The organism is Bradyrhizobium vignae, from assembly GCF_900324035.1.
GTDB classification, from domain to species: domain Bacteria; phylum Pseudomonadota; class Alphaproteobacteria; order Rhizobiales; family Xanthobacteraceae; genus Bradyrhizobium; species Bradyrhizobium vignae.
This window is the reverse complement of the sequence record NZ_LS398110.1, coordinates 1395211-1413840: the sequence shown is the minus strand read 5'-3', so window position 1 is coordinate 1413840 and position 18630 is coordinate 1395211. Positions and strand designations below refer to the sequence as shown.

Below are 18630 nucleotides of genomic sequence, written 5' to 3'. Positions count from 1 at the left end.
TTATGGGTTTCATCAAATTTACCAAGGGCACCTCGCTGAGCGACAAGGATCGCAAGGCCCTGCAGAAGTTGCTGACTGAAGAGAAGAAGAGGCTCCAGTCCGCGCTGAAGGACGTCGACGCCAGCCTTTCGATGCTGGGCGCGGCGAAGAAGGCCAAGAAGAAGAAAAAGTAAGACTAGTCGGCAGGGACGCCGCACGAATCTTCAGGCTTCATTTTTCGGCCTCCGGTTTTCAAATTGGGCCGCTCGCTTATCGAGTTGGGGTCTCGGACAAGCTTGCGCCTGTAAACCGGTCTGCAAATCGACAAGAATTCGCCTGGGTGGGCCGTTAGGAAAGGTCCTCTTCGTGGATTCTTGCTCAGCTGACTCTTCCGTCAGGACCGGGGCCTTGACCTCGCCTGACGCCATGGGCCCAATTGATGGCAGACGACAGAATCGAACTCTTTGTCGGGCTGATCGAGACCATTGACGCGCCGGGCGCAGTCGAGGCGTGCCGACGCCTGCTCTCGATCGACGAACGGGCCCGGGCCGATCGCTTCATGTTCGAGCGGCATCGGCGGCAATACATCTTCGCGCATGCCATGCTGCGCCTGGCGCTGTCGCAGGTCGCCTCCAACGTCGCGCCCTCCGACTGGTCGTTTGGCGCGGGCCGTTATGGGCGCCCCTTCGTCGCAGCGCCCGTCACCTCGACAGCGCTGCATTTCAGCCTGTCACATGCCGACGGCTGCGTCGCCTGCGTGGTGTCGCGGCATGAGGCCGTCGGGATCGACGTCGAAACCGTGTCGCGGCGTGTCGCGCCGCTTTCTACCGCGCATCGCTTCTTTGCACCGGAGGAGGTCGAAACGCTGCTCGGACTGCCGGAGCCGGCGGCGATCGAGCGCTTCTTCGACTATTGGACGCTCAAGGAGGCCTATCTGAAGGCCAGAGGCTTCGGGCTCAATTTGCCGCTCGATGCCTTCGCGATGCAGGTGTCGCGCGAGGCCATCGAGATCAGCTTCAAGCCCGGCATTGCCGACGATCCGGACGGCTGGCGCTTCTCGCTGTGCTCGCCATCGCCCTCGCACCGCCTCGCGATCGCCGATGGCTCCCGTGCTGATGGCGGCCTTCCCATCAGCCGCCATGCCTGGCCGCTCCAGGAAACGGCCGAATGACGCCGTCGCGGCTGCGCGTCTTTGCCGCGATTTCACGCAACCGCGATCCCAAGACCCATGTCGGCGAGCTGATGCGGGTGGCGCAGTTCGCCGGCCGCAACGGCTTCGAAGGCATCCTGCTGTTCGAAGGCAACGACGTGTTCGTCGAACCCTGGGCGATGGCCCAGCACATCATGGCAGAGACGACGCGATCTTCGCCGTTGATCGCCGTCAATCCGGTCTACATGCACCCGTTCACGGCGGCGAAATTCGTCTCGTCCTTCGCACAGCTCTACCGCCGCAAGGTCTATCTCAACATGATCACGGGGACGGCGGTCAGCGACCTGCAGGGCCTCGGCGACGACCAGTCGCATGCCGATCGCTACGTTCGGCTCGGTGAATTCGTCGCGCTGATGCGCCAGTTGCTGGCAAGCCCGCGGCCGGTGAATTTCGATGGGCAATTCTATCGCGCCCGCAATCTGCAACTTCGCCCGCGCCTGCCCGCGGAGCTTATGCCGGAATTCTTGATCGCCGGCCAGTCGGACGCGGCGCAGCGCGTGGCCAAGGAGACCGGCTGCATCAAGATGCAGATGCTGCCGCCCGATCTCGATCGCGGCCTCGACGCGGCTGGGATGAACTTCGGCATTTTCGCGCGCGCGGGACGCGAGGAGGCACGACAGGCGGCAAGGGCGCGCTTTCGCGACAGTGTCGATGATCGCGAACTGCTCGCGCTCACCGTGGAGAGCAGCGATTCCGTGTGGAAGCGGCGGCTCTACGAGGAGCAAAGTGGTGAGCTTCACGATAACGGCTATTGGCTGCTGCCGTTCCTCACCTTCCAGGCCGACTGCCCCTATCTCGTCGGCAGCTACGAGGAGATCGGTGCAAAGCTGAAGGAATTTGCGGCGAAGGGCCTGACCACTGTTATGCTCGACATGGTAGCGGACGAAGCCGAGATGCAGCACGTTTGCAAGGCGCTCGCTGCGAGCGGGATGCTCTAAAGCATGATCCGGAAAAGTGCGAAGCGGTTTTCCGGAAAGATCATGCGCAAACAACAAGCTAAAGCGCGATGACGATTCATCAAAATCTCATCGCGCTTTAGGACCGCACGCCGAGCGGGCTCAGTCGCGCCAGCGGCTCGGAGCCTTCCGGCCGGCGCAGCAGCTGCATGACATGCCGCTTCAGCCGCACGAACTCGGGTTCGGTCACGAGATCGTGGCTGCGCGGCCGTGCGAAGGTCAGGACGACGTCCTCGATGACACGGCCGGGTCTTGCGCTCATCACGACGATGCGATCGGCGAGGAAGAGGGCCTCGTCGATGTCGTGGGTGACGAAGACCGTGGTCGTCGGGATTTTGCTCCAGATGTCGAGCAGCACCGCCTGCATCATGCCGCGCGTCTGCGCATCGAGCGCGCTGAAGGGTTCGTCCATCAGCAGCACCCGCGGCTGGTTGATCAGGACCCGCGCGATCTCGACGCGTTGCTGCATGCCGCCCGACAATTGCGCAGGGTAAAACGTCTCGAAGCCGGAAAGGCCGACCAGCTTGATGATGGCGTCGGCGGCACGGTCGCGTTCCTTCTTCGAAAGGCCACGCATCTTCGGGCCGAAGGCGACATTGTCGCGCACCCGCTTCCAGGGAAACAGCGTGTGCTGCTGGAACACCATACCCCGGTCCGGGCTCGGCCCCTGGATCGGCTGCCCGTCGACGGTCAGCTGCCCCGCCGTGACCGGCAGATGCCCGGCCAGCGCGCCGAGCAGCGTGGACTTGCCGCAGCCGGAGGGACCGAGAATGCAGACGAACTCGCCCGGCGCAATGGAGAAATCGAGGCCGCTCACGGCCTCGATTGCCTCGGCGCCGAAGCCGAGCGCAATCGAGACGCCGGCGATGTCGATGCGACCGACGCTCTTGGTGCCGATATCCGCCACCCGGATGTTCATCGCGCCACCTTCGGGCTGCGCCAGGGCATCAGAAGCCGGCCGGCGGTCGTCAGCAGCCAGCTGGAGCCCATGCCGAGCAGGCCGATGACCAGCATACCGACGATGATGTCGGCGTAGTTCTGGAGCGTGTAGGCTTCCCAGGTGTAGTAGCCGATGCCGAACTGACCCGAGATCATCTCCGCGGTGACGAGACAGAACCACGAGGTACCCATACCGATCGCAAGGCCCGTGACGATGCTGGGCGCGGCGTCCGGCAGCACGACCTCTCGCAGGATCGCGAGCTCCCCCGCACCGAGGCTGCGGGCGGAGGCGAGAAGCCGACGGTCGACATTCGCAACGCCATGGACGGTGTTCAGCACGATCGGAAACAAGGCGCCGATGAAGGTGATGTAGATCATCGACAGTTCGGACGACGGGAAGATCAGGATCGACAGCGGAATCCACGCCACCGCCGGAATCGGCCGCAGCAATTCGAGCGGCGGCAGCAAGAGGTCGGTCGTGGCGCGCGACCGGCCGATCGCGAAACCGAAGATCACACCGAGCACCACCGCCGCTCCGTAACCTGCGAACACGCGCCAGAGGCTGCTGGTGATATGGGGCACCAGTTTCGGCGACCGAAACAAAGCGAGTGCGGATTGCACGACCTCGAGCGGCGGCGGCACGTTGCGGAAGGTGACGATCCCGAGATTGAGATGCGTCGCGGACGCGACCTGCCACAGCGCGATGCAGGCGAGAATCGAAAGGCCGCGGACCACCCAGCGGATGGCCGCAGGCCGCGCCTGGATAGCGGCGGTCATGGCCTCACCGGCTCGCAACGAGCGACTCGCGCGCGGCCGCGAAGTCGAGCACCGCACCGCCATGTTGCTTCGACCAGCGCTCGGCCGCATCCTTGAGCAGGAACGCGCTCAGCTCGCCGCTCCACGACCGCACGAACCAGGCTTGGTTTGCGAACAGCTTGATGCCGCTCTCGCGGTCCTGGGCATAGACGACGCGGATGGTCTTGCCGTCCTTCTCGATGCCGGCCAGCGCCTTGAGCGCGTTCTCGGGCGAGGCGTAGTGACGCACATGAGCCTCGTCCCGGACCCAGATCTGCGCGACACGACTGAAGTCGGTGATTTCGGCTCCCGTCACTGCATCTTTGGCCCTGAGCGGGAGCTGCGCATAGTTCTTCAGCTCCGCGTCATAGTCACGGCCCGCCTGCGCGGCCGCGATGCGGATGAACTTGTCTGTGACGAACTGGTTGATGTCGAGATCGCTGTCGGCGCGCTTGAGCAGCTTCAGCGTCTTGATCGAGGTCGCGACCGCCTGCCGGTATTCCGCCTTCCAAGTCACGTCGCGGGTCTGAAGGCCGAGCGGGCCGTGAAAGAGGTAGTCGACCTCGGCCTCGATGCCCGTCACCTTCGCGATCAGCTCGCTGTATTTCTCGGGCTCCTCCGCGATCAGGCGATCCGCTTCGAGCGCGGCGCGCAAATAGGCGACGACGATTTCCGGATATTTTTCGGCATACTCGGCATCGACCAGCCCACCGTGGAATGTCGGAGCATTTGCCTGTGCACCGTCGAAGATCTTGCGCGCAAAGCCGCGCCACGGGAACAGCTCCGCGAACGGGACGAAGTCCGCATGCGCCTCGATCTTGCCGGCCTGCAAGGCAGGTCCCGCAATCTCGGGCGCCTGCATGATGATATTGACGTCGGTCTCGGGGTTCCAGCCCTTGGCTTCGATGGCACGGAGCAGCATGCCGTGCGAGGTCGAGGCAAAGGGAACGGAGATTGTCTTGCCCTTGAGCTCGCTGAGCGACTGCACCGGCGAATTCGAGGGCACCACGATGCCGTTACCGCTGCCCTTGGTGCTACCGGACAAGACGCTGATGAACAGGCTGCGGCGTCCTGCCTTCTGGAACGCAACGCCGTTGAGCGAACCCGGAAAATCCGCCATCGCTCCGAAGTCGAGCTTGCCCGCGACCATCTCGTTGGTGAGCGGTGCGCCGCTGGTAAAGTTCTTCCACTGGATGTCGTAGGTGACGTCCTTGTACTTGCCGTCGCGAGGCAGGAACTGCTCCAGCAGTTTGAGCTCGCGGATAAGCAGCCCGCCGGTCGCGCAGTTGATGGTCGTATCCTGCGTTCCGATCGCCACGCGGATGGTCTCCGCCTGTGACGGTCCGAACATCGCGATTGTCAAAGCCAAGATGGCCGCACTCATTCTCAAAGAGCTGAAATCGATCATCGAACTGTCCTCGGAGACCGGCGATGCCGGCGACAATGCCAGCCTGCACTATCGAAGTCGCGGCGAACCGCTTGAAGCAATTACTTGCATCGCCATCGTGAACTGCGCGCATCGTGAATCCCGCGCGCGATGGCGTGAATGATTTTCTCAGGACCGCGTTCCCGACAGAGGAATCATTCCGCCGTCGATCGCCGCACATATCAAGCTTTGCTAAGTGATTTGGAACGATCGCAAAGAGATGGACATCGCACCACCGCCGCTCTTACCTATTCGCGAGACATCTGAGAGCTGACGGATTGCGATGACCATTCTCAAGGAAGCTGCCGCGACAGAGCCTGGCGCTTTTGTTGATCGGCCGGGCGTTACGTTCGACTGGCCCGCCCGCGAGACCGCGCGTCGAACCCGCGACACGCGCGCGAAGACCGCGAGCTCGGCACTGTTCATGAGCGAGACGATCGACGGGCTCAACGCGGGGGCGCATTTCCTCGATCGCCTGTCCACATTCGAGCAGGCCCGCGTGCATGCGGCCGGGCGCACCGTCACTGTGCCGCAGGGCGAGATGGTGTTCAGCCAGGGCGACGGCCACGAAGGCATCTTCATCATTCGCCGCGGGCAGGTTCGGGTCTACTACACGGCGCCGTCGGGCCGCGAGATCACGCTCGCCTACTGGACGCCGGGACATTTCATCGGCGGTCCGGAGATTTCCGGTGGCGGCATTCACATGTGGTCCGGCATCGCCATCGAGGCGTGCGAGATGACGGCACTCTCCGGTCCCGCGCTCGAGAAGCTGCTCAAGGGCATGCCGAGCTTCGCGCTGGCGCTGATCGACGGCCTCATCGCCAAGGGCAAGTGCTATTCCTCGATGGCGCAGATCCTCGGCACGCGCTCGGTGATCGAGCGGCTGGCGCAGTTCCTGCTCACGCTGTCAGAGCTGCACGGTGTGGCCGACGGCGACACCATCGTCATCAACCGCAAGATCACTCATGACCAGATCGCGGCCATGGTCGGCTCGACCCGGCAATGGGTGACGATGATGATGAAGCGCTTCCAAAACCGCCGCATCATCGCCATCGACGGCAGCTCCATCCGGATCAGGCGGATCGATCTGCTGGAGCAGATCTTGTTCAAGCATTGAGGTGGGCCGATCGACGCTCCGGGGCCGCATTTCTCCTCCCTCTCCCCGTTCTTACGGGGAGAAACGAAGAACGCGCATCACCGCGCCTCTTCGAATCCGGCCAGCACGGAAGTCAAATTCGCGCCGAGGATATTCGAGAGATAACCGCCTTCCGTGGTCGCAGGTTCGCTTGACGTGCCACGAAAGTCTTGATCTCCGCGGCCGCGAGATGCAAGCAAGAATGCCGCATCCGTGCGCGCGGCTCTGCATCGGAAGCAGATCATGCTCTAGCAGCGCCCGCGCTGGAGGCAGTGCTCGCGCCCCGGCTGGTCGGTGCGGAAGGATTCGATGAAGCCACCCTGGCGCTGGGTGACGAAGACAGTCTTGCCGTCACCGCCGCCGAAGGCGAGGTTGGTCGGCTCCTTGGCCCGAAGCGCGATCTCCCGCTCGACCGCGCCATTGGGCTTCATCAGCGCGATCGTGCCTTTGAGAATGCGCGCGACATAGAGGCGGCCGGCGACGTCGGTGCGCAGGCCGTCGACGGTGTCGGGCTGAAACGACTTCACGAGCCTTGCGCCAGTGAGCTCGTTGCCGCTGATCGCATAGGACCAGATCTGGCCGCTGCTGGATTCGCCCACATAGAGCGTCTTGCCGTCCGGGCTGAGATCGATGCCGTTGGTGGTGCCCATCGCGCGCGGCGCCGGCATCACCTGCCCCCGCACCGTCCCGTCGGCTCGCTTCGCGATGCGCCAAATATGACCTTCCCTGCCTTTCCAGTTCGGATCGCTCGCATAGATCGTGCCGTCGCGCGCGATGGTGATGTCGTTGGGCTGATTCATCTCGTCGGAATGAAACCAGACGGTGGGCTCGGTCGCGCCCTTCGGGATCGCGAAGATGTTGTGCTTCTTGTAATCGGCAATGAACATGGTGCCGTCGCGTGCAAAGCGGATGGCATTGCCGACACTGCCTTCGGGAAGCACCGTGAATGGCTCCGACGCCGCGCCGCCCGCCGGCAGCCTGCCGATGGTGCCGGGCTTGCCGAGATTGACCACGAAGAGGTTGCCGTCGAGGTCGGCGGCGGGCCCTTCGATGCCGAACGTATATTCGCCGGCGGGCGTCACCTGCACGCTTTCGAACAGCCTGGTCTCGGCCTGGGCGGGGGCCGTGGCGACGACGAAGAGGATGCTACTGCACAGGCACCAGAAATTCCTGCCGGATGTAATAGCCATCGCCGTCGGAGCACTCGCCATTCAGATAGGGATCGGCCGGCCGAAAGAATCGGCTGAAGCCGGGTCTGTCTACAGCGCTCCTTTGTGTCACGACAACGACCTTGGCGGCCGGTATTTCGCCGCATTCCTTGTCGGACTTGTCATAGAACTTGCGCTGCGGCGGACCGGCTTTGATCCGCATCCGCGTGCCCGGAACCATCTTCGCGACGAGCAGATCCGCCGCATCCAGCAGACGCTTGTAGCCAGGCTCGGTCTTCGGCAGGCTCTCGCCACCCGGCGGCATCAGCTTCTCCGCGCCAAGGCCGCGCAGGCGCGTGCGCAGCTTGCCGGCGTCGGGATCGCCGGGATAGATCCAGCCATCCTGCGACAGCATGAAACGGAGCACGGCGCCGTCCTGCTCTGCCTCCGATTGGCCCGCCTTCAGACCGAAATCCGAGTGGCAGCCGACGCAATGCTTCTCGACGAGGCCCTTGCGCAGCGTGGTCAGCCGGGCGCTGTTCCGTGCATCCCTGGCGACCAAGGCCGCGAGCTGATCGATCATCGCCGGGCTGCGGCTGTCGCAGGGCAGCGGCGCCGGCGCTTCACCCGCGGCGCGATCGACGCGGATCACGGTCCGGTTCTTGTCCTCCACCAGCCAGATCGCGCCGTCCTCCGCAACCGTCATGCCGACGGGCGCACCTTGCGGCCGCGCGCCGTTGACGCGGTGCCAGCCGGCGATCAGCTCCTCGAACGGCGCGGCGGCGACCTCGCCGGCCTCGGTTTGGAATCTGCGGGTCGGGTCAGCCGCGCAACTGACGTGATAGCGCACCGGTGCCGGGGCAGGTTTGGGGAAGCCGTGATCGTCGACATCATAGACGAGCAAGCGGCTGCCGGTCGGGCGATAGCCGTGCAGGCCCACCAGCAGCTTGCCCTCAAGCTCCGGAAATTTGCCGCCGTGGTAGTAGAGCATCGCGAGCGGTGCACCATGCGGCGGCAGCAGCGAGAGCGGCGGCTTATAGAGCGCGTTGGCCGTGCAGAGCGACTTGTAGACCCCGGATTGCAGCACGAGCCTGAATTCGGGACTCGGCGTCGACAGATCGTAGCAATACGGCCAGCCGTAGTGCCTGCCCTGCTCGATCGCGTTGATCTCCTCGTTCGGCTTGAAGATGTCGGGCAGATCGCGCCCGTTCTCGCCCTGCAGGAAGGCGTAGCCGGCATCCGGAAAGTTCGGATGCAGCGCCAGCGCCATCGAGTTGCGCAGACCGCGCGCATAGACGGTGTGCGGCGGGTCGGGATCGCCAGGCTTCAATGCCGGGAAGACGCCGCCTGGTGGCGGCGTGAACAGCCAGATCGCAGCCATCGCGGAGCCGCCTTCGGCCGCAGCGCAGGGCCTGGTGATCGGCGCCGGCGTGATGCAGTCGTCGCTGTGCGCGCCGACATTGACGAACAGCCGTCCATTCCGATCGAGCACGAATTGCTTCAGCGGATGCGCGCTCTCGTCCAGCCTCGTGCCGTCCGGCAAAGTGATTCGGCGGCCGGGCATGTGACGGATGATGGTCTCGACCGTGCTCCGTGGATTGTCGGCGAGCGGATCGAAACGGAAGATCGTCTCCGCGGTCGAGGCATAGAGCTTTTTGTCGGGACCGATCACGAGGCCGAACGGATATTCGAGCCCCGTCAGCAGCTCTTTGAAGCGTTGCCCGTGGGGCGCATGCGGATCGAGCAGCAGCAGCCGCCCGTCGGCATGACCCCAGCCGCCCATGTCGGCGACGACGAACAGGTCATGACCGGGCACCTGGACGATCGAGCGCGGGAATTTGAGGCGGTCCTGTTCGCTGGCGACGAGGCCGGCGCAGAATCCCGCCTTCATGTCGATCTCGATTCTGGGGAAGGCGAGATCGCCGCTGCCGCAGGATTCGGTGCCGATCGCATAGCCACTTTTCCTGACCGGCTCGGACGATGCCGGCGCTAAGCCGAGCAGCGCGGCGGTCAAGACCCCTGCAAGCAAGCGCAGATTTCGCCGTCCGATCTCGAATGTGAACTGATTCACGGTCGCCCCCGACCTTCCCGCGGACGTTGTTCCATGCCGCCTCGGCGCCGTCCAGTCATCACTCGCCTGTGATTAAACCTGTAACGACCTTGGTGCCGACCAATCTCCGTAAATTCCCTTACCGGGCTCGACCCGAATGTTTCGCGAAGGCTTGGGGTGGTATCGATTTGCCGTCCCAATCGCTTTCTACAGGAGGCGCTCATGGTCCAGGTCTATTTTCACTGCTCCAACACCGAGGGCACGCTGATCGACCACTACGGGGCCGCCGTCGCCAATCTGACCGAGGCGCGCGACCGCGCCACCCAGATCATGAACTCGATGATCCAGACGCCCGGTGCCGAGGACTGGCGCGATTGGGTGATCCATGTCAGCGATGACGACGGTGAGGAGATTTTCGATCTCCCCTTCACCGCCATGCTCGGCAAGCCGCATTGAGGTGATACCATGTTGCTCGCTTCCTTGAGCCTGTTCCGCCAGCCCCTGAGCTTCGTCGCCACCAAATGGCAGACGCTGATCCGCGTCGCGGGCAACCCCTATCGCCCCGAGCTGCATTACATGCGCGGGCCTGGCCCGAAATGGCGCGCCAAATATCAGGCCAGCCGGCTGGACCGCTCGCTCTAGGCGCTCCTTCGCTGCGTTCGAGCTGATTTCCGTCTCTTTCCCATCATGGCCGGGTTCAACCCGGCCATGATGCGTTTGGGAGACGGCAGCGCCCCGCCATACCGCCTATTTCACACCAGCCATGTCGCGCCTCCCTTTGTTCTCGTTGGCGGCAATGTGTCATTCTGCGCTCGCTCCGCCGTTTGCGCGGTCGCGCAATGAAGCCAAGACACAGACCAACAAGACACAGAACAAGACGAGATCATGCCTCACCAGTTCAGCCTCAACCAGACCGTCCGCAAACCTGCAGTCAAATCGAAGGGCGGCATCGTCGCCTCGCAATCGCGGCGGGCTGCTGAAGTCGGGGCGCAGGTGCTGGCCGCGGGTGGCGACTGCGTGGACGCGATCGTCGCAACCACCTTTGCCCTGAACGTCCTGGAGCCCTGGAATAGTGGTATCGGCGGCGGCGGTGCGATGGTGCTCTACCGCGCGAAGGAAAATCGCTACGAGGTGATCGACTACGGCATGTGCGCGCCGCAGAGCCTGCGCACTGCCGACTATCCGCTCAGTGGCGAAGGCGCGGCGGCCTCCGACCTGTTTCCCTGGCCCCGGGTGAAGGATGACCGCAACATCCATGGTCCCGGCTCGATTGCGGTACCCGGCGTCGTCGCCGGCATGGAAGAGGCGCATCGCCGCTACGCAAAGATGCCGTGGAAGGATCTGGTCGCGCCGGCTGCCGCGCTCGCCGGCGAAGGCCTGCTGGTCGATTGGTGGACGACCGTGACGATCGCTGGCTCTGCGGCGGATCTCAGGCGCTATCCCGCAAGCGCGGCCGCATACCTGAAAGACGGTCTGCCGCCGAGCGCGCCATGGGGCATCAAATCCGAGACACGGCTGCCCCAGGACACCATGAAGGCGACTTTGTCACATCTCGCCGAGGCCGGCCCTCGCGATTTCTACCAGGGCGATCTCGCCAGGAGCATTGCCTCCGATATCAAGGCCGACGGCGGCTCGCTGTCGGTGGAGGATCTCGCCGCATTCCACGCCCACCTGCGCGAGCCACTGGCGATCCCCTATCGCGAGGGCAAGGTGCTTGCGACGCCGGAGCTCACGGCGGGACCGACGATGGCGCATGCGCTGCGCCTGTTGCAGCAGAGCTTGACGCCCGCAGGCGCGCCGGATGCCGCCGCCTATGTCGAATATGCGCTCGCCCTGCAGGCGGCCTTCCGCGAGCGGCTCAGGGACATGGGCGATGCCGACGGCAAGCGCTCGCTTGGCGCAGAATATCTGGCGCCCGCCTGCACCACGCATTTCTCCGTCGTCGACCGTCACGGCAACATCGCGGCGGTGACGCAGACGCTGCTCTCGTCCTTCGGCTCGAAATATGTGACACCCCACACCGGTATCACCATGAACAACGGCATCATGTGGTTCGATCCGACGCCGGGTACCACCAACTCGCTTGCACCCGGCAAGCGCTGCCTTTGCAACTACACGCCCGTTATCGCCGAGACGAAGGACGGCAAACGCCTCGCCGCCGGCGCCTCCGGCGGACGTCGCATTTTGCCCGCCGTGATGCAACTCGTCTCCTTCGCGATGGATTTCAGGATGGATCTGGACGCCGCCATCCATCAGCCGCGCATCGACGCCAGCGAAGGCGCGATCGTGATCGGAGACGCCCGACTTCCGGAGGAAGCACGCAAGGCGCTGGCCGCACGCTTCGACTACGAAGAAGGCCGGGTGCAAACGTTGCCGCAGAAATTCGCCTGCCCGAGCGTGGTGATGCGCGAGGGCGACACGAATTATGGGGCGGTCGAGATTTTTCAGCCATGGGCCGCGGCGGTCGCGGAAGGCTGAGCGCAGAAATCGACGCGAGATCATGCGAGCGCTCGTTGAGCCGATACGGGATCGCGCATCTGCACGAGCGTCACGACTCCTCCACATTCGCAGGGAACTTACCTGCGCACAGTTCGTTCATTGAATGGACAAATGCGCTCGCCCCAGTGGAGGACAAGATGAAGAAACTTGCGCTCGCCGCGTCCCTGATCATCGCGGCCGGCGTTACGTTTGCCGGCCCCGCGGTTGCAAAGGGCGGACATGGACATGGTCGCGGTCACGGCCATGGTCACGCGATGGGCCATTATCACTATGGCACACCGCCCGGCTGGTCGCATGGACGCAAGGTCGGCTGGCGCGGCATGGGATGCCCGCCCGGGCTGTGGAAGCAGGGCCGCTGCTGACGCAATCTGCAACTCCCAACACGGCGCCGCCCGAATCCGGGCGGCGCCTTTTTCATATGCCAAGCCGGTCCCGCACCCGGCCCGCGATCACCGCGGTCGTCACGCCGACCGGCCAGAACGCGTGCATCGGGATCGGCTTGATGCCCGTGATCGGCATGTCGATTTCGGCCTTGGCGCCGCCGATCAGGCGGCGCGCGAGTTGCGCGCCCATCGCGGTCGAGAGCGCGACGCCGCGGCCGTTGCAGCCGAGCGAGATCAGGATGTTCTCCGCGGGCTCATGCACGTGGGGATAATGGTCCTTGGTGATGGCGAGCCGGCTGTTCCAGCCATGGGTCCAGGCGGCGCCTTTGAGCTGGGGCCATAGCCGCTCGGCATAACGGATGAGATAGGCCACGTCATACGGCGACTTGATCCAGCGCATCGGGCCGCGGCCGCCCATCAAGAGACGGTTCTGCTGATCGATGCGGTAATAGACCGTGATGTGGCCGCTCTCGTAGAGGACCGGACGCGTCGGCATGATCGAACGGGCGACCGCGTCGGAGAGCGGCGCGGTCGCGGCGATCGAGGAAAACACCGGCACGATGGTGCGGCGGAGCGCCGGCCAGAGATCGTCGGTGAAGCCGTTGGTGGCGAGCAGGACCTTATCGGCATGAACCACTGCGCGCGGTGTCTCGATGCGCCAGCGCCTGCCGTCGCGGCGCAGTGACAATGCCGGCGTCTCGCCATGGATCTTCGCGCCCGCGGAGATCGCGGCGCGCGCGAGGCCACGGGCGTAGCTCAGGGGATGCAGATCGCCGCCGCGGGTATCCAGCATCGCGCCGATGTAACGGTCGGTGCCGGTCATCTCGCGCAGCTGCTCGCGGTTCAGATAGGTCACCGGCATGCCGCGGCGGATACATTGTTGCGCGGTCTTCTCGATCGCGGCGGCGCTGGCCTCATTGTAAGCCGCGCGCAGCGTGCCGTTCTGCCGCGCCTCGCAGGGAATCTGGTAGCGGCGGATCAGGTCGTGGGTGAAGTTCGTCGTGCCGTAGGAGAACTCGATCATGCGGCGGCCGAGATCTGCGCCGAAATCGGCTTCGATCTGATCGGGATCGTGCTTCAGTCCGGGATTGGTGTGGCCGCCATTGTTGCCGGACGCGCCCCAACCGGGTTCCTGCGCCTCAAGCACCAGCGCCTCGACGCCTTGCTCGGCCAGATGCAGCGCTGTGGACAGGCCGGTGTAGCCGCCGCCGACGATCGCGACGGAGACGCTTCTGTCGACGTCGAGCGGCGGCGTGGCGACCGGCGCGACGGCGGTGTCGGCATAGAGCGAGGGCGGCAGAGGCAGGCGCGTCATGGCGAAGTCCGGTCAGAGCGGATGCAGCACGCGGCGCAAAAAGTCCTGCGTGCGCGAATGCTGCGGCTGGTTGAGCAGCGCCTTGGCCGGGCCCTGCTCGACGATGACTCCGCCGTCGATGAACAGCACGCGATCGGCGACATCGCGGGCAAAGCCCATCTCGTGGGTAACGACGACCATGGTCATGCCGTCGTCGGCGAGCTTGCGCATGACGCCGAGGACCTCGCCGACCAGCTCGGGATCGAGCGCCGAGGTCGGCTCGTCGAACAGGATCGCCTTGGGTTGCATGGCGAGCGCCCGCGCGATCGCGACGCGCTGCTGCTGGCCGCCGGAGAGTTGCGGTGGATGGGCATCGGCCTTCTCGGCAAGCCCGACCTGGGCGAGCAGAGCGCGGCCGCGCTCGAGCACCTGGGCGCGCGGCTCCTTCTTCACGAAGAGCGGCCCCTCAATCACGTTCTCCAGCACCGTCCGATGCGGAAATAGGTTGAAGCGCTGGAACACCATCGAGACCTGGGTGCGGATGTTCACGATCGACGGAGCATCGCGATCGACCTTCAGGCCTTCGACGCTGATCTCGCCACGATCGTAGCTTTCGAGCCCGTTGATGCAGCGCAGGATGGTCGACTTGCCCGAGCCTGATGGCCCGATGATGCAGACCACCTCGCCCTTCTCGACGCTCGCCGTGATGCCCTTGAGCACCTCGACCTTGCCAAAGCTCTTGTGGACGTCGTTGAGTTCGATCATCGCTTGCGGGCCCGCTTCTCGAAGTGACGGACCAGCAGGATCAGGGGGATGCTCATGGTGAGGTACATCAGCGCCACCAGGGTGAACACGCTGGTGTTCTTGAAGGTCGAGGAGGCGATCAGCTTGCCTTGCAACGCAAGCTCTGCGACCGTGATGGTCGAGGCCTGCGAGGAATCCTTCAGCATCATGATCATGACGTTGCCGTAGGGCGGCAGCACGATACGTACCGCCTGCGGCAGCACCACGCGACGCATGGTGAGCCACCAGCCCATGCCGATCGACTGCGCCGCCTCGATCTGGCCCTTGTCGATCGCCTCGATGCCGGCGCGAAAGTTCTCAGCCTGATAGGCCGAATAGGCGATGCCGAGCCCGAGGATCGCAGCCTGCAAGGCCGTCAGCGTGACGCCGAGATCGGGCATCACGAAGTAGAGGTAGAACAGCAGCACGATGATCGGGATGCCGCGGATCACGTTGATCAGGCTGGCGCTGAGCATCGACAGCGCCTTGATGCCGGAGACCCGCATCATCGCCCAGACGAGCCCTAGCACGGTCGAGAGCAGCAGCGAGCCGACCGTGACGACGATCGTCAACGCGACGCCGTTCAACAGGATCGGGAAGAACTCGACGGCGTCGCGCCAGAAGCCTTTCATCGGGAAGCCTTCATCGGTCAGACGCTCACGATCAACCTTGTGCCTTCAGGCCCCATTTATCCAGAATCTTGTCGATGGTGCCGTTGGCTTTCAGCTTCGCCAGCGAAGCATTGATCTTGCCGAGCAGCGCAGTTTCGCCCTTGCGGACGCCGATGCCGACCGAGCCGACCGTGACCGGCTTATAGCCGTCGACGAGACGCACCTCGGGGAAGCCGCCCTGCTTCAGATTGTAGGCGAGGATCGGATAGTCGGCATAGCCCGCCTTGAGGCGGCCGGTGTTCACGTCGCGCAGGATGTCGGGGATGGTGTCGTAGGCCTTCACCTCGGCGAACAGACCAGTCTTCTTCAGCGCGTCGACGAAGGCGGTGCCGACCTGGGCGCCGACCGTCTCGCCCTTCAGGTCGTCCTGCGTGGCGTAAGCCTTGGTGTCGGTCTTCGGCACCACGAGGCCCTCGCCGTAGGTGTAGATCGGGTCGGAGAAGTCGACGACCTCCTTGCGCGGCGGCGTTATGAACATCGCAGCCGCGATGATGTCGATCTTGCTCGAGGTCAGCGAGGGGATCAGCGCCGAGAACTGCATCGGCTCGATCTGAACGTTGAAGCCGGCGTCCTTGCCGACCTCGGTGATGAGATCGACCATGATGCCCTGGATGGTGTTGGTCTTGGTGTCGAGGAAGGTGAAGGGAATGCCCGTCGGCGTCGAACCGACCTTCAGCACTTGTTGCGCCGACGCCGGCACGGCTGTGGCAATGGCGAGCGCCGCGATCGCGGCCTGGACAAAACGCTTCATCGCATCCCCCTTTGGGTCTGGCCGGTGACGGCGCTCGCGCATGTCGTGACCAGACGTTGCGGGCTCAGCCGTTTCGGCCTAGTTTCACCAATATGAAAATTGGTCACAGTTTCGCGAACGATGCAAGTGGTTTTCATGCACATGAAGGAGGCTGTCTGACGTGAGCGGTGGCAAAAGAATGCGCAAACCGGTCGCCGCAAAGCCGGCCAGGAAGGCGAGAGCCAAAGCCGTCGCCAAGCCGGCCGAACCCGCGATGGACGTCGCGGTCGGCCGTCGCATCCGCGATCTCAGGCGGGTCAGGCAATTCTCGCTGGAGACGGTCGCGGCGCGCACGGATCTGTCGATCGGTTTTCTCAGCCAGATCGAGCGCGGCCTGTCGTCGCCGTCGCTGCGCGTGCTGGCAACGCTCGCCGACGTGCTCGGCGTCGGCATCGCCGCGCTGTTCGGCGCAAGCCCGAGCAGCGATGGCTCCTCCGATCAGGTGGTAACCCGCGGCCTGCAGCGGCCAGAGCTGAAACTCTGGCGCACCGGCGTCTCGAAACAATTGCTGAGCCCGGCCAGCGCCGATAACAAGCTCAACCTGTTCCTGGTGCATCTGGAGCCCGGCGGCTCCACCGGCGACGAGCTCTACACCCATGATGGTGAAGAGGCCGGGCTCGTGCTCGAGGGCGAGATGATGCTGACGGTGGACAGCCGGACGTGGTCGCTGAAGACGGGTGACAGCTTTCGTTTCGCCAGCCGCCGGCCGCATCGGTTCTCCAACCCGGCGCAGGATGCGAAGGCCGTGGTGCTCTGGGTGAATTGCGTGACGGGGGCGTAAGCCTCCCTCCTTTCGCGCGCACACCCTCAGCCCGTGATAGGTTGGCGCTCCGCTACCTCCACATCGTCATTGCGAGGAGCCCTTGCGACGAAGCAATCCAGACTGTCTCCGCGGAGGGATACTGGATTGCTCACATGGGGATTTGGTGTGTCAAGGCGGTTTGTTCAGCTCTTTGTTCGATTGCAGGCCAGCTCTTCGTCCCGACCGTGGAGCACGTAGGATGGCGCGCGCAGATCGAGTCAAGGTCGGCCCGTAGGGCCGTCGCGAAGCGACTTGGCCTTGACTCGAGCGAGCACGCCATCAGGCTTTGGCAGTCGGGGCAGCGGGCGGATAACTCCTTTTCGTCAGGCGATCCAAGGGTCGAGCCGGTTTTTGCAATCTGGTTTGCTTGCCAGATCAAACTCACATTCGGTCGCCGCGCGGCGGCGGCTGCACCAACATTCCGCTTGCGGCGGGCAGGCTCGAGAGGACGAGACCATTCTTCGTTACGGCGTTTGAAGCCATGCAATCCATCGGTTCGTCCACCCGGATCGGCCGAGGCTGATCAATCTCGGCGGATTGGCTTTGAGGCTGAGGAGCGTGGTGTCAGGCGGCGGCCTTTATCTCGGCTCCCTCGATCACCACGCCCGCGGTCACGTACTTCCAGAGGGCCACGAGCAGCTTGCGCGCGAGCGCCACGATCGCGCGCTTGCGGCCGCGTTGGCTGTGCACCTTGAACCACTGGGTCAAAGCCGATTGAGGCTGGTGGCGTACCCAGAGCCAGGCGAGCTGGATCATCGTGGTTCTCAGGCGCGGATTGCCAGCCTTCGACACGCCTTGCTCGCGCTCGATGCCGCCACTGCGCCATGGCGTGGCTGCAAGGCCGGCATAGGATGCAATCTGGCGGCGGTTGGCGAACTGCCGGTAAAAGGCCTCCGACCAGAGAACGGCCGTGAAGTTCGGGCCCAGGCTCTTCAGTTCGAGCAGCATTGCCACCGGGTTCGATACGGTCTTCTCCCCCGCCGCCTTGCTCGCGGCCAGCAACGCATCCTGCTCGCGCTCCACCGCCGTGATCTGGTCGAGCAGCAGTTCGAGCCGGTCGAGTTCGCGGCTGATCTGCGCCTTCAGATGCGCCAGCAAGGCGCGCCCGTCGCCCGTCCGCAAGGCCTCCAGCCGCTTCCGCCGGTCTCGCCGCAGCGGCGCGTAGTCGAAGATCCCTTGCGCGAACAGAAGACCCTTGATCCGGTTCACATGCTCGATCCGCTCCGCGATCAAGGTCTCTCGCTCGCGGCACAGCCTACGGCGGTCCTCCTCTGCCGGAGAGGGCGCAACGACCATGGCGCAGACCCGTACCTCGCCGCGCTTGTAGGCCAGCAGCGTCCGCAACAGCGTCTCGCCATCCAGCCGGTCCGTCTTGGCCCGCCGGCGCCGGCGCGGCGTCGCAATCGAGGCCGGATCGACTACGTGGCTCTCGATGCCTTCCTGCTGCAGGGCGCGGTGAAGCCAGAACCCGTCCAGCCCCGCCTCCTGGATCGTGATGATCGGATAGCTCTCACCCGTTCGCGCCTGCGCCTTGCGCTTCAGCTCCGCAAACAGCTTCAACAGTTCCGAAAGGTCGCCGGCCTTCATGCTGCGTTTGGACATCTTCTCGCCCTTGCAGGGCGACAGCGAAGTGACCAGCCATGTCGAACGGCTCAGTTCCAATGACACAAAAATTGCGCCAAACTGCGTGCGGATAGCGGCCAGTCCGTCGGAAGGATGATCGAGCAACATCGTCGTCTCCAGGTTGAATGGATTCAGCAACCCTCAGTC

General features: G+C 64.3%; 20 protein-coding genes. 10 read left to right on the top strand and 10 right to left on the bottom strand.

Annotated elements, in window-relative coordinates:
* Nucleotides 1-2 precede the first annotated feature (2 nt).
* From BRAD3257_RS40235 to BRAD3257_RS06800, 3 genes are all read left to right on the top strand, one after another.
* Nucleotides 3-173, top strand: coding sequence for a hypothetical protein (locus tag BRAD3257_RS40235; RefSeq protein WP_164937211.1), 171 nt, complete (start codon nucleotides 3-5; stop codon nucleotides 171-173).
* 245 nt (nucleotides 174-418) lie between these two features.
* Nucleotides 419-1150, top strand: a complete 732-nt coding sequence (locus tag BRAD3257_RS06805) for a 4'-phosphopantetheinyl transferase family protein (protein ID WP_122401219.1) — start codon at nucleotides 419-421, stop codon at nucleotides 1148-1150.
* Nucleotides 1147-2127, top strand: a complete 981-nt coding sequence (locus tag BRAD3257_RS06800; RefSeq protein ID WP_122401218.1) for an LLM class flavin-dependent oxidoreductase — start codon at nucleotides 1147-1149, stop codon at nucleotides 2125-2127. The genes BRAD3257_RS06805 and BRAD3257_RS06800 overlap by 4 nt, the downstream gene beginning before the upstream one ends.
* A 97-nt stretch (nucleotides 2128-2224) precedes the next feature.
* Here the strand turns inward: BRAD3257_RS06800 and BRAD3257_RS06795 are convergent, their stop codons facing one another.
* From BRAD3257_RS06795 to BRAD3257_RS06785, 3 genes are read right to left on the bottom strand one after another with little or no spacing between them, the layout of a single operon-like run.
* Nucleotides 2225-3064, bottom strand: coding sequence for an ABC transporter ATP-binding protein (locus BRAD3257_RS06795; protein WP_122401217.1), 840 nt, complete (start codon nucleotides 3062-3064; stop codon nucleotides 2225-2227).
* The gene (locus tag BRAD3257_RS06790) at nucleotides 3061-3861 is read right to left on the bottom strand and encodes an ABC transporter permease (protein ID WP_174221550.1); all 801 of its coding nucleotides are present in this window, start codon (nucleotides 3859-3861) and stop codon (nucleotides 3061-3063) included. Before BRAD3257_RS06790 ends, BRAD3257_RS06795 begins: the two co-directional genes overlap by 4 nt.
* A gap of 4 nt (nucleotides 3862-3865) precedes the next feature.
* Entirely contained in the window at nucleotides 3866-5263 is a 1398-nt protein-coding gene (locus BRAD3257_RS06785) for an ABC transporter substrate-binding protein (protein ID WP_430648814.1), read from the bottom strand.
* On the opposite strand from BRAD3257_RS06785, the gene BRAD3257_RS06780 reads away from it, so the two are divergent.
* Both BRAD3257_RS06780 and BRAD3257_RS06775 read left to right on the top strand, forming a co-directional pair.
* A complete protein-coding gene (locus BRAD3257_RS06780) occupies nucleotides 5250-5429 on the top strand; it encodes a hypothetical protein (RefSeq protein WP_122401214.1) in 180 nt (59 codons plus the stop codon). The two genes, BRAD3257_RS06785 and BRAD3257_RS06780, sit on opposite strands and share 14 nt — an antisense overlap.
* A 159-nt stretch (nucleotides 5430-5588) precedes the next feature.
* On the top strand, nucleotides 5589-6422 hold the full coding sequence (locus tag BRAD3257_RS06775) for a Crp/Fnr family transcriptional regulator (RefSeq protein WP_122401213.1): 834 nt from the start codon (nucleotides 5589-5591) through the stop codon (nucleotides 6420-6422).
* 266 nt (nucleotides 6423-6688) lie between these two features.
* Here BRAD3257_RS06775 and BRAD3257_RS06770 read toward each other — a convergent pair whose 3' ends face one another.
* Nucleotides 6689-7630, bottom strand: coding sequence for an SMP-30/gluconolactonase/LRE family protein (locus BRAD3257_RS06770; RefSeq protein WP_162500146.1), 942 nt, complete (start codon nucleotides 7628-7630; stop codon nucleotides 6689-6691).
* Nucleotides 7587-9659: a PQQ-dependent sugar dehydrogenase gene (locus BRAD3257_RS06765; protein ID WP_122401211.1), complete on the bottom strand. Its 2073-nt coding sequence runs from the start codon at nucleotides 9657-9659 to the stop codon at nucleotides 7587-7589. The genes BRAD3257_RS06770 and BRAD3257_RS06765 overlap by 44 nt, the downstream gene beginning before the upstream one ends.
* 201 nt (nucleotides 9660-9860) lie before the next feature.
* Between BRAD3257_RS06765 and BRAD3257_RS06760 the strand changes: the two genes are divergently transcribed.
* The 4 genes from BRAD3257_RS06760 to BRAD3257_RS40020 all read left to right on the top strand — a co-directional run bounded on the left by BRAD3257_RS06760 (nucleotide 9861) and on the right by BRAD3257_RS40020 (nucleotide 12499).
* Entirely contained in the window at nucleotides 9861-10094 is a 234-nt protein-coding gene (locus tag BRAD3257_RS06760; protein ID WP_122401210.1) for a DUF6894 family protein, read from the top strand.
* 9 nt (nucleotides 10095-10103) lie between these two features.
* The gene (locus tag BRAD3257_RS40230) at nucleotides 10104-10280 is read left to right on the top strand and encodes a hypothetical protein (RefSeq protein WP_164937212.1); all 177 of its coding nucleotides are present in this window, start codon (nucleotides 10104-10106) and stop codon (nucleotides 10278-10280) included.
* 243 nt (nucleotides 10281-10523) lie between these two features.
* Nucleotides 10524-12116, top strand: a complete 1593-nt coding sequence (locus tag BRAD3257_RS06755; RefSeq protein ID WP_122401209.1) for a gamma-glutamyltransferase family protein — start codon at nucleotides 10524-10526, stop codon at nucleotides 12114-12116.
* Nucleotides 12117-12274: 158 nt separating this feature from the next.
* Entirely contained in the window at nucleotides 12275-12499 is a 225-nt protein-coding gene (locus tag BRAD3257_RS40020; RefSeq protein ID WP_162500145.1) for a hypothetical protein, read from the top strand.
* 52 nt (nucleotides 12500-12551) lie between these two features.
* Here the strand turns inward: BRAD3257_RS40020 and BRAD3257_RS06745 are convergent, their stop codons facing one another.
* Genes BRAD3257_RS06745 through BRAD3257_RS06730 form a run of 4 tightly spaced genes read right to left on the bottom strand, consistent with a single transcriptional unit; the run spans nucleotide 12552 to nucleotide 16019 of the window.
* Nucleotides 12552-13835, bottom strand: a complete 1284-nt coding sequence (locus tag BRAD3257_RS06745) for an NAD(P)/FAD-dependent oxidoreductase (protein WP_122401207.1) — start codon at nucleotides 13833-13835, stop codon at nucleotides 12552-12554.
* Nucleotides 13836-13847: 12 nt separating this feature from the next.
* Complete coding sequence (locus tag BRAD3257_RS06740; protein WP_122401206.1) at nucleotides 13848-14579, bottom strand: amino acid ABC transporter ATP-binding protein; 732 nt, start codon at nucleotides 14577-14579, stop codon at nucleotides 13848-13850.
* The gene (locus BRAD3257_RS06735; RefSeq protein ID WP_122401205.1) at nucleotides 14576-15229 is read right to left on the bottom strand and encodes an amino acid ABC transporter permease; all 654 of its coding nucleotides are present in this window, start codon (nucleotides 15227-15229) and stop codon (nucleotides 14576-14578) included. Before BRAD3257_RS06735 ends, BRAD3257_RS06740 begins: the two co-directional genes overlap by 4 nt.
* A 31-nt stretch (nucleotides 15230-15260) precedes the next feature.
* Nucleotides 15261-16019, bottom strand: a complete 759-nt coding sequence (locus BRAD3257_RS06730) for an ABC transporter substrate-binding protein (protein ID WP_122401204.1) — start codon at nucleotides 16017-16019, stop codon at nucleotides 15261-15263.
* A 178-nt stretch (nucleotides 16020-16197) separates the two neighbouring features.
* On the opposite strand from BRAD3257_RS06730, the gene BRAD3257_RS06725 reads away from it, so the two are divergent.
* Nucleotides 16198-16839 (top strand): helix-turn-helix domain-containing protein, encoded by a 642-nt coding sequence (locus tag BRAD3257_RS06725; protein WP_162500144.1) that lies wholly within the window; start codon nucleotides 16198-16200, stop codon nucleotides 16837-16839.
* A 585-nt stretch (nucleotides 16840-17424) separates the two neighbouring features.
* Here the strand turns inward: BRAD3257_RS06725 and BRAD3257_RS06720 are convergent.
* Nucleotides 17425-18591, bottom strand: coding sequence for an IS110 family RNA-guided transposase (locus BRAD3257_RS06720; protein WP_122406408.1), 1167 nt, complete (start codon nucleotides 18589-18591; stop codon nucleotides 17425-17427).
* Nucleotides 18592-18630 lie beyond the last annotated feature (39 nt).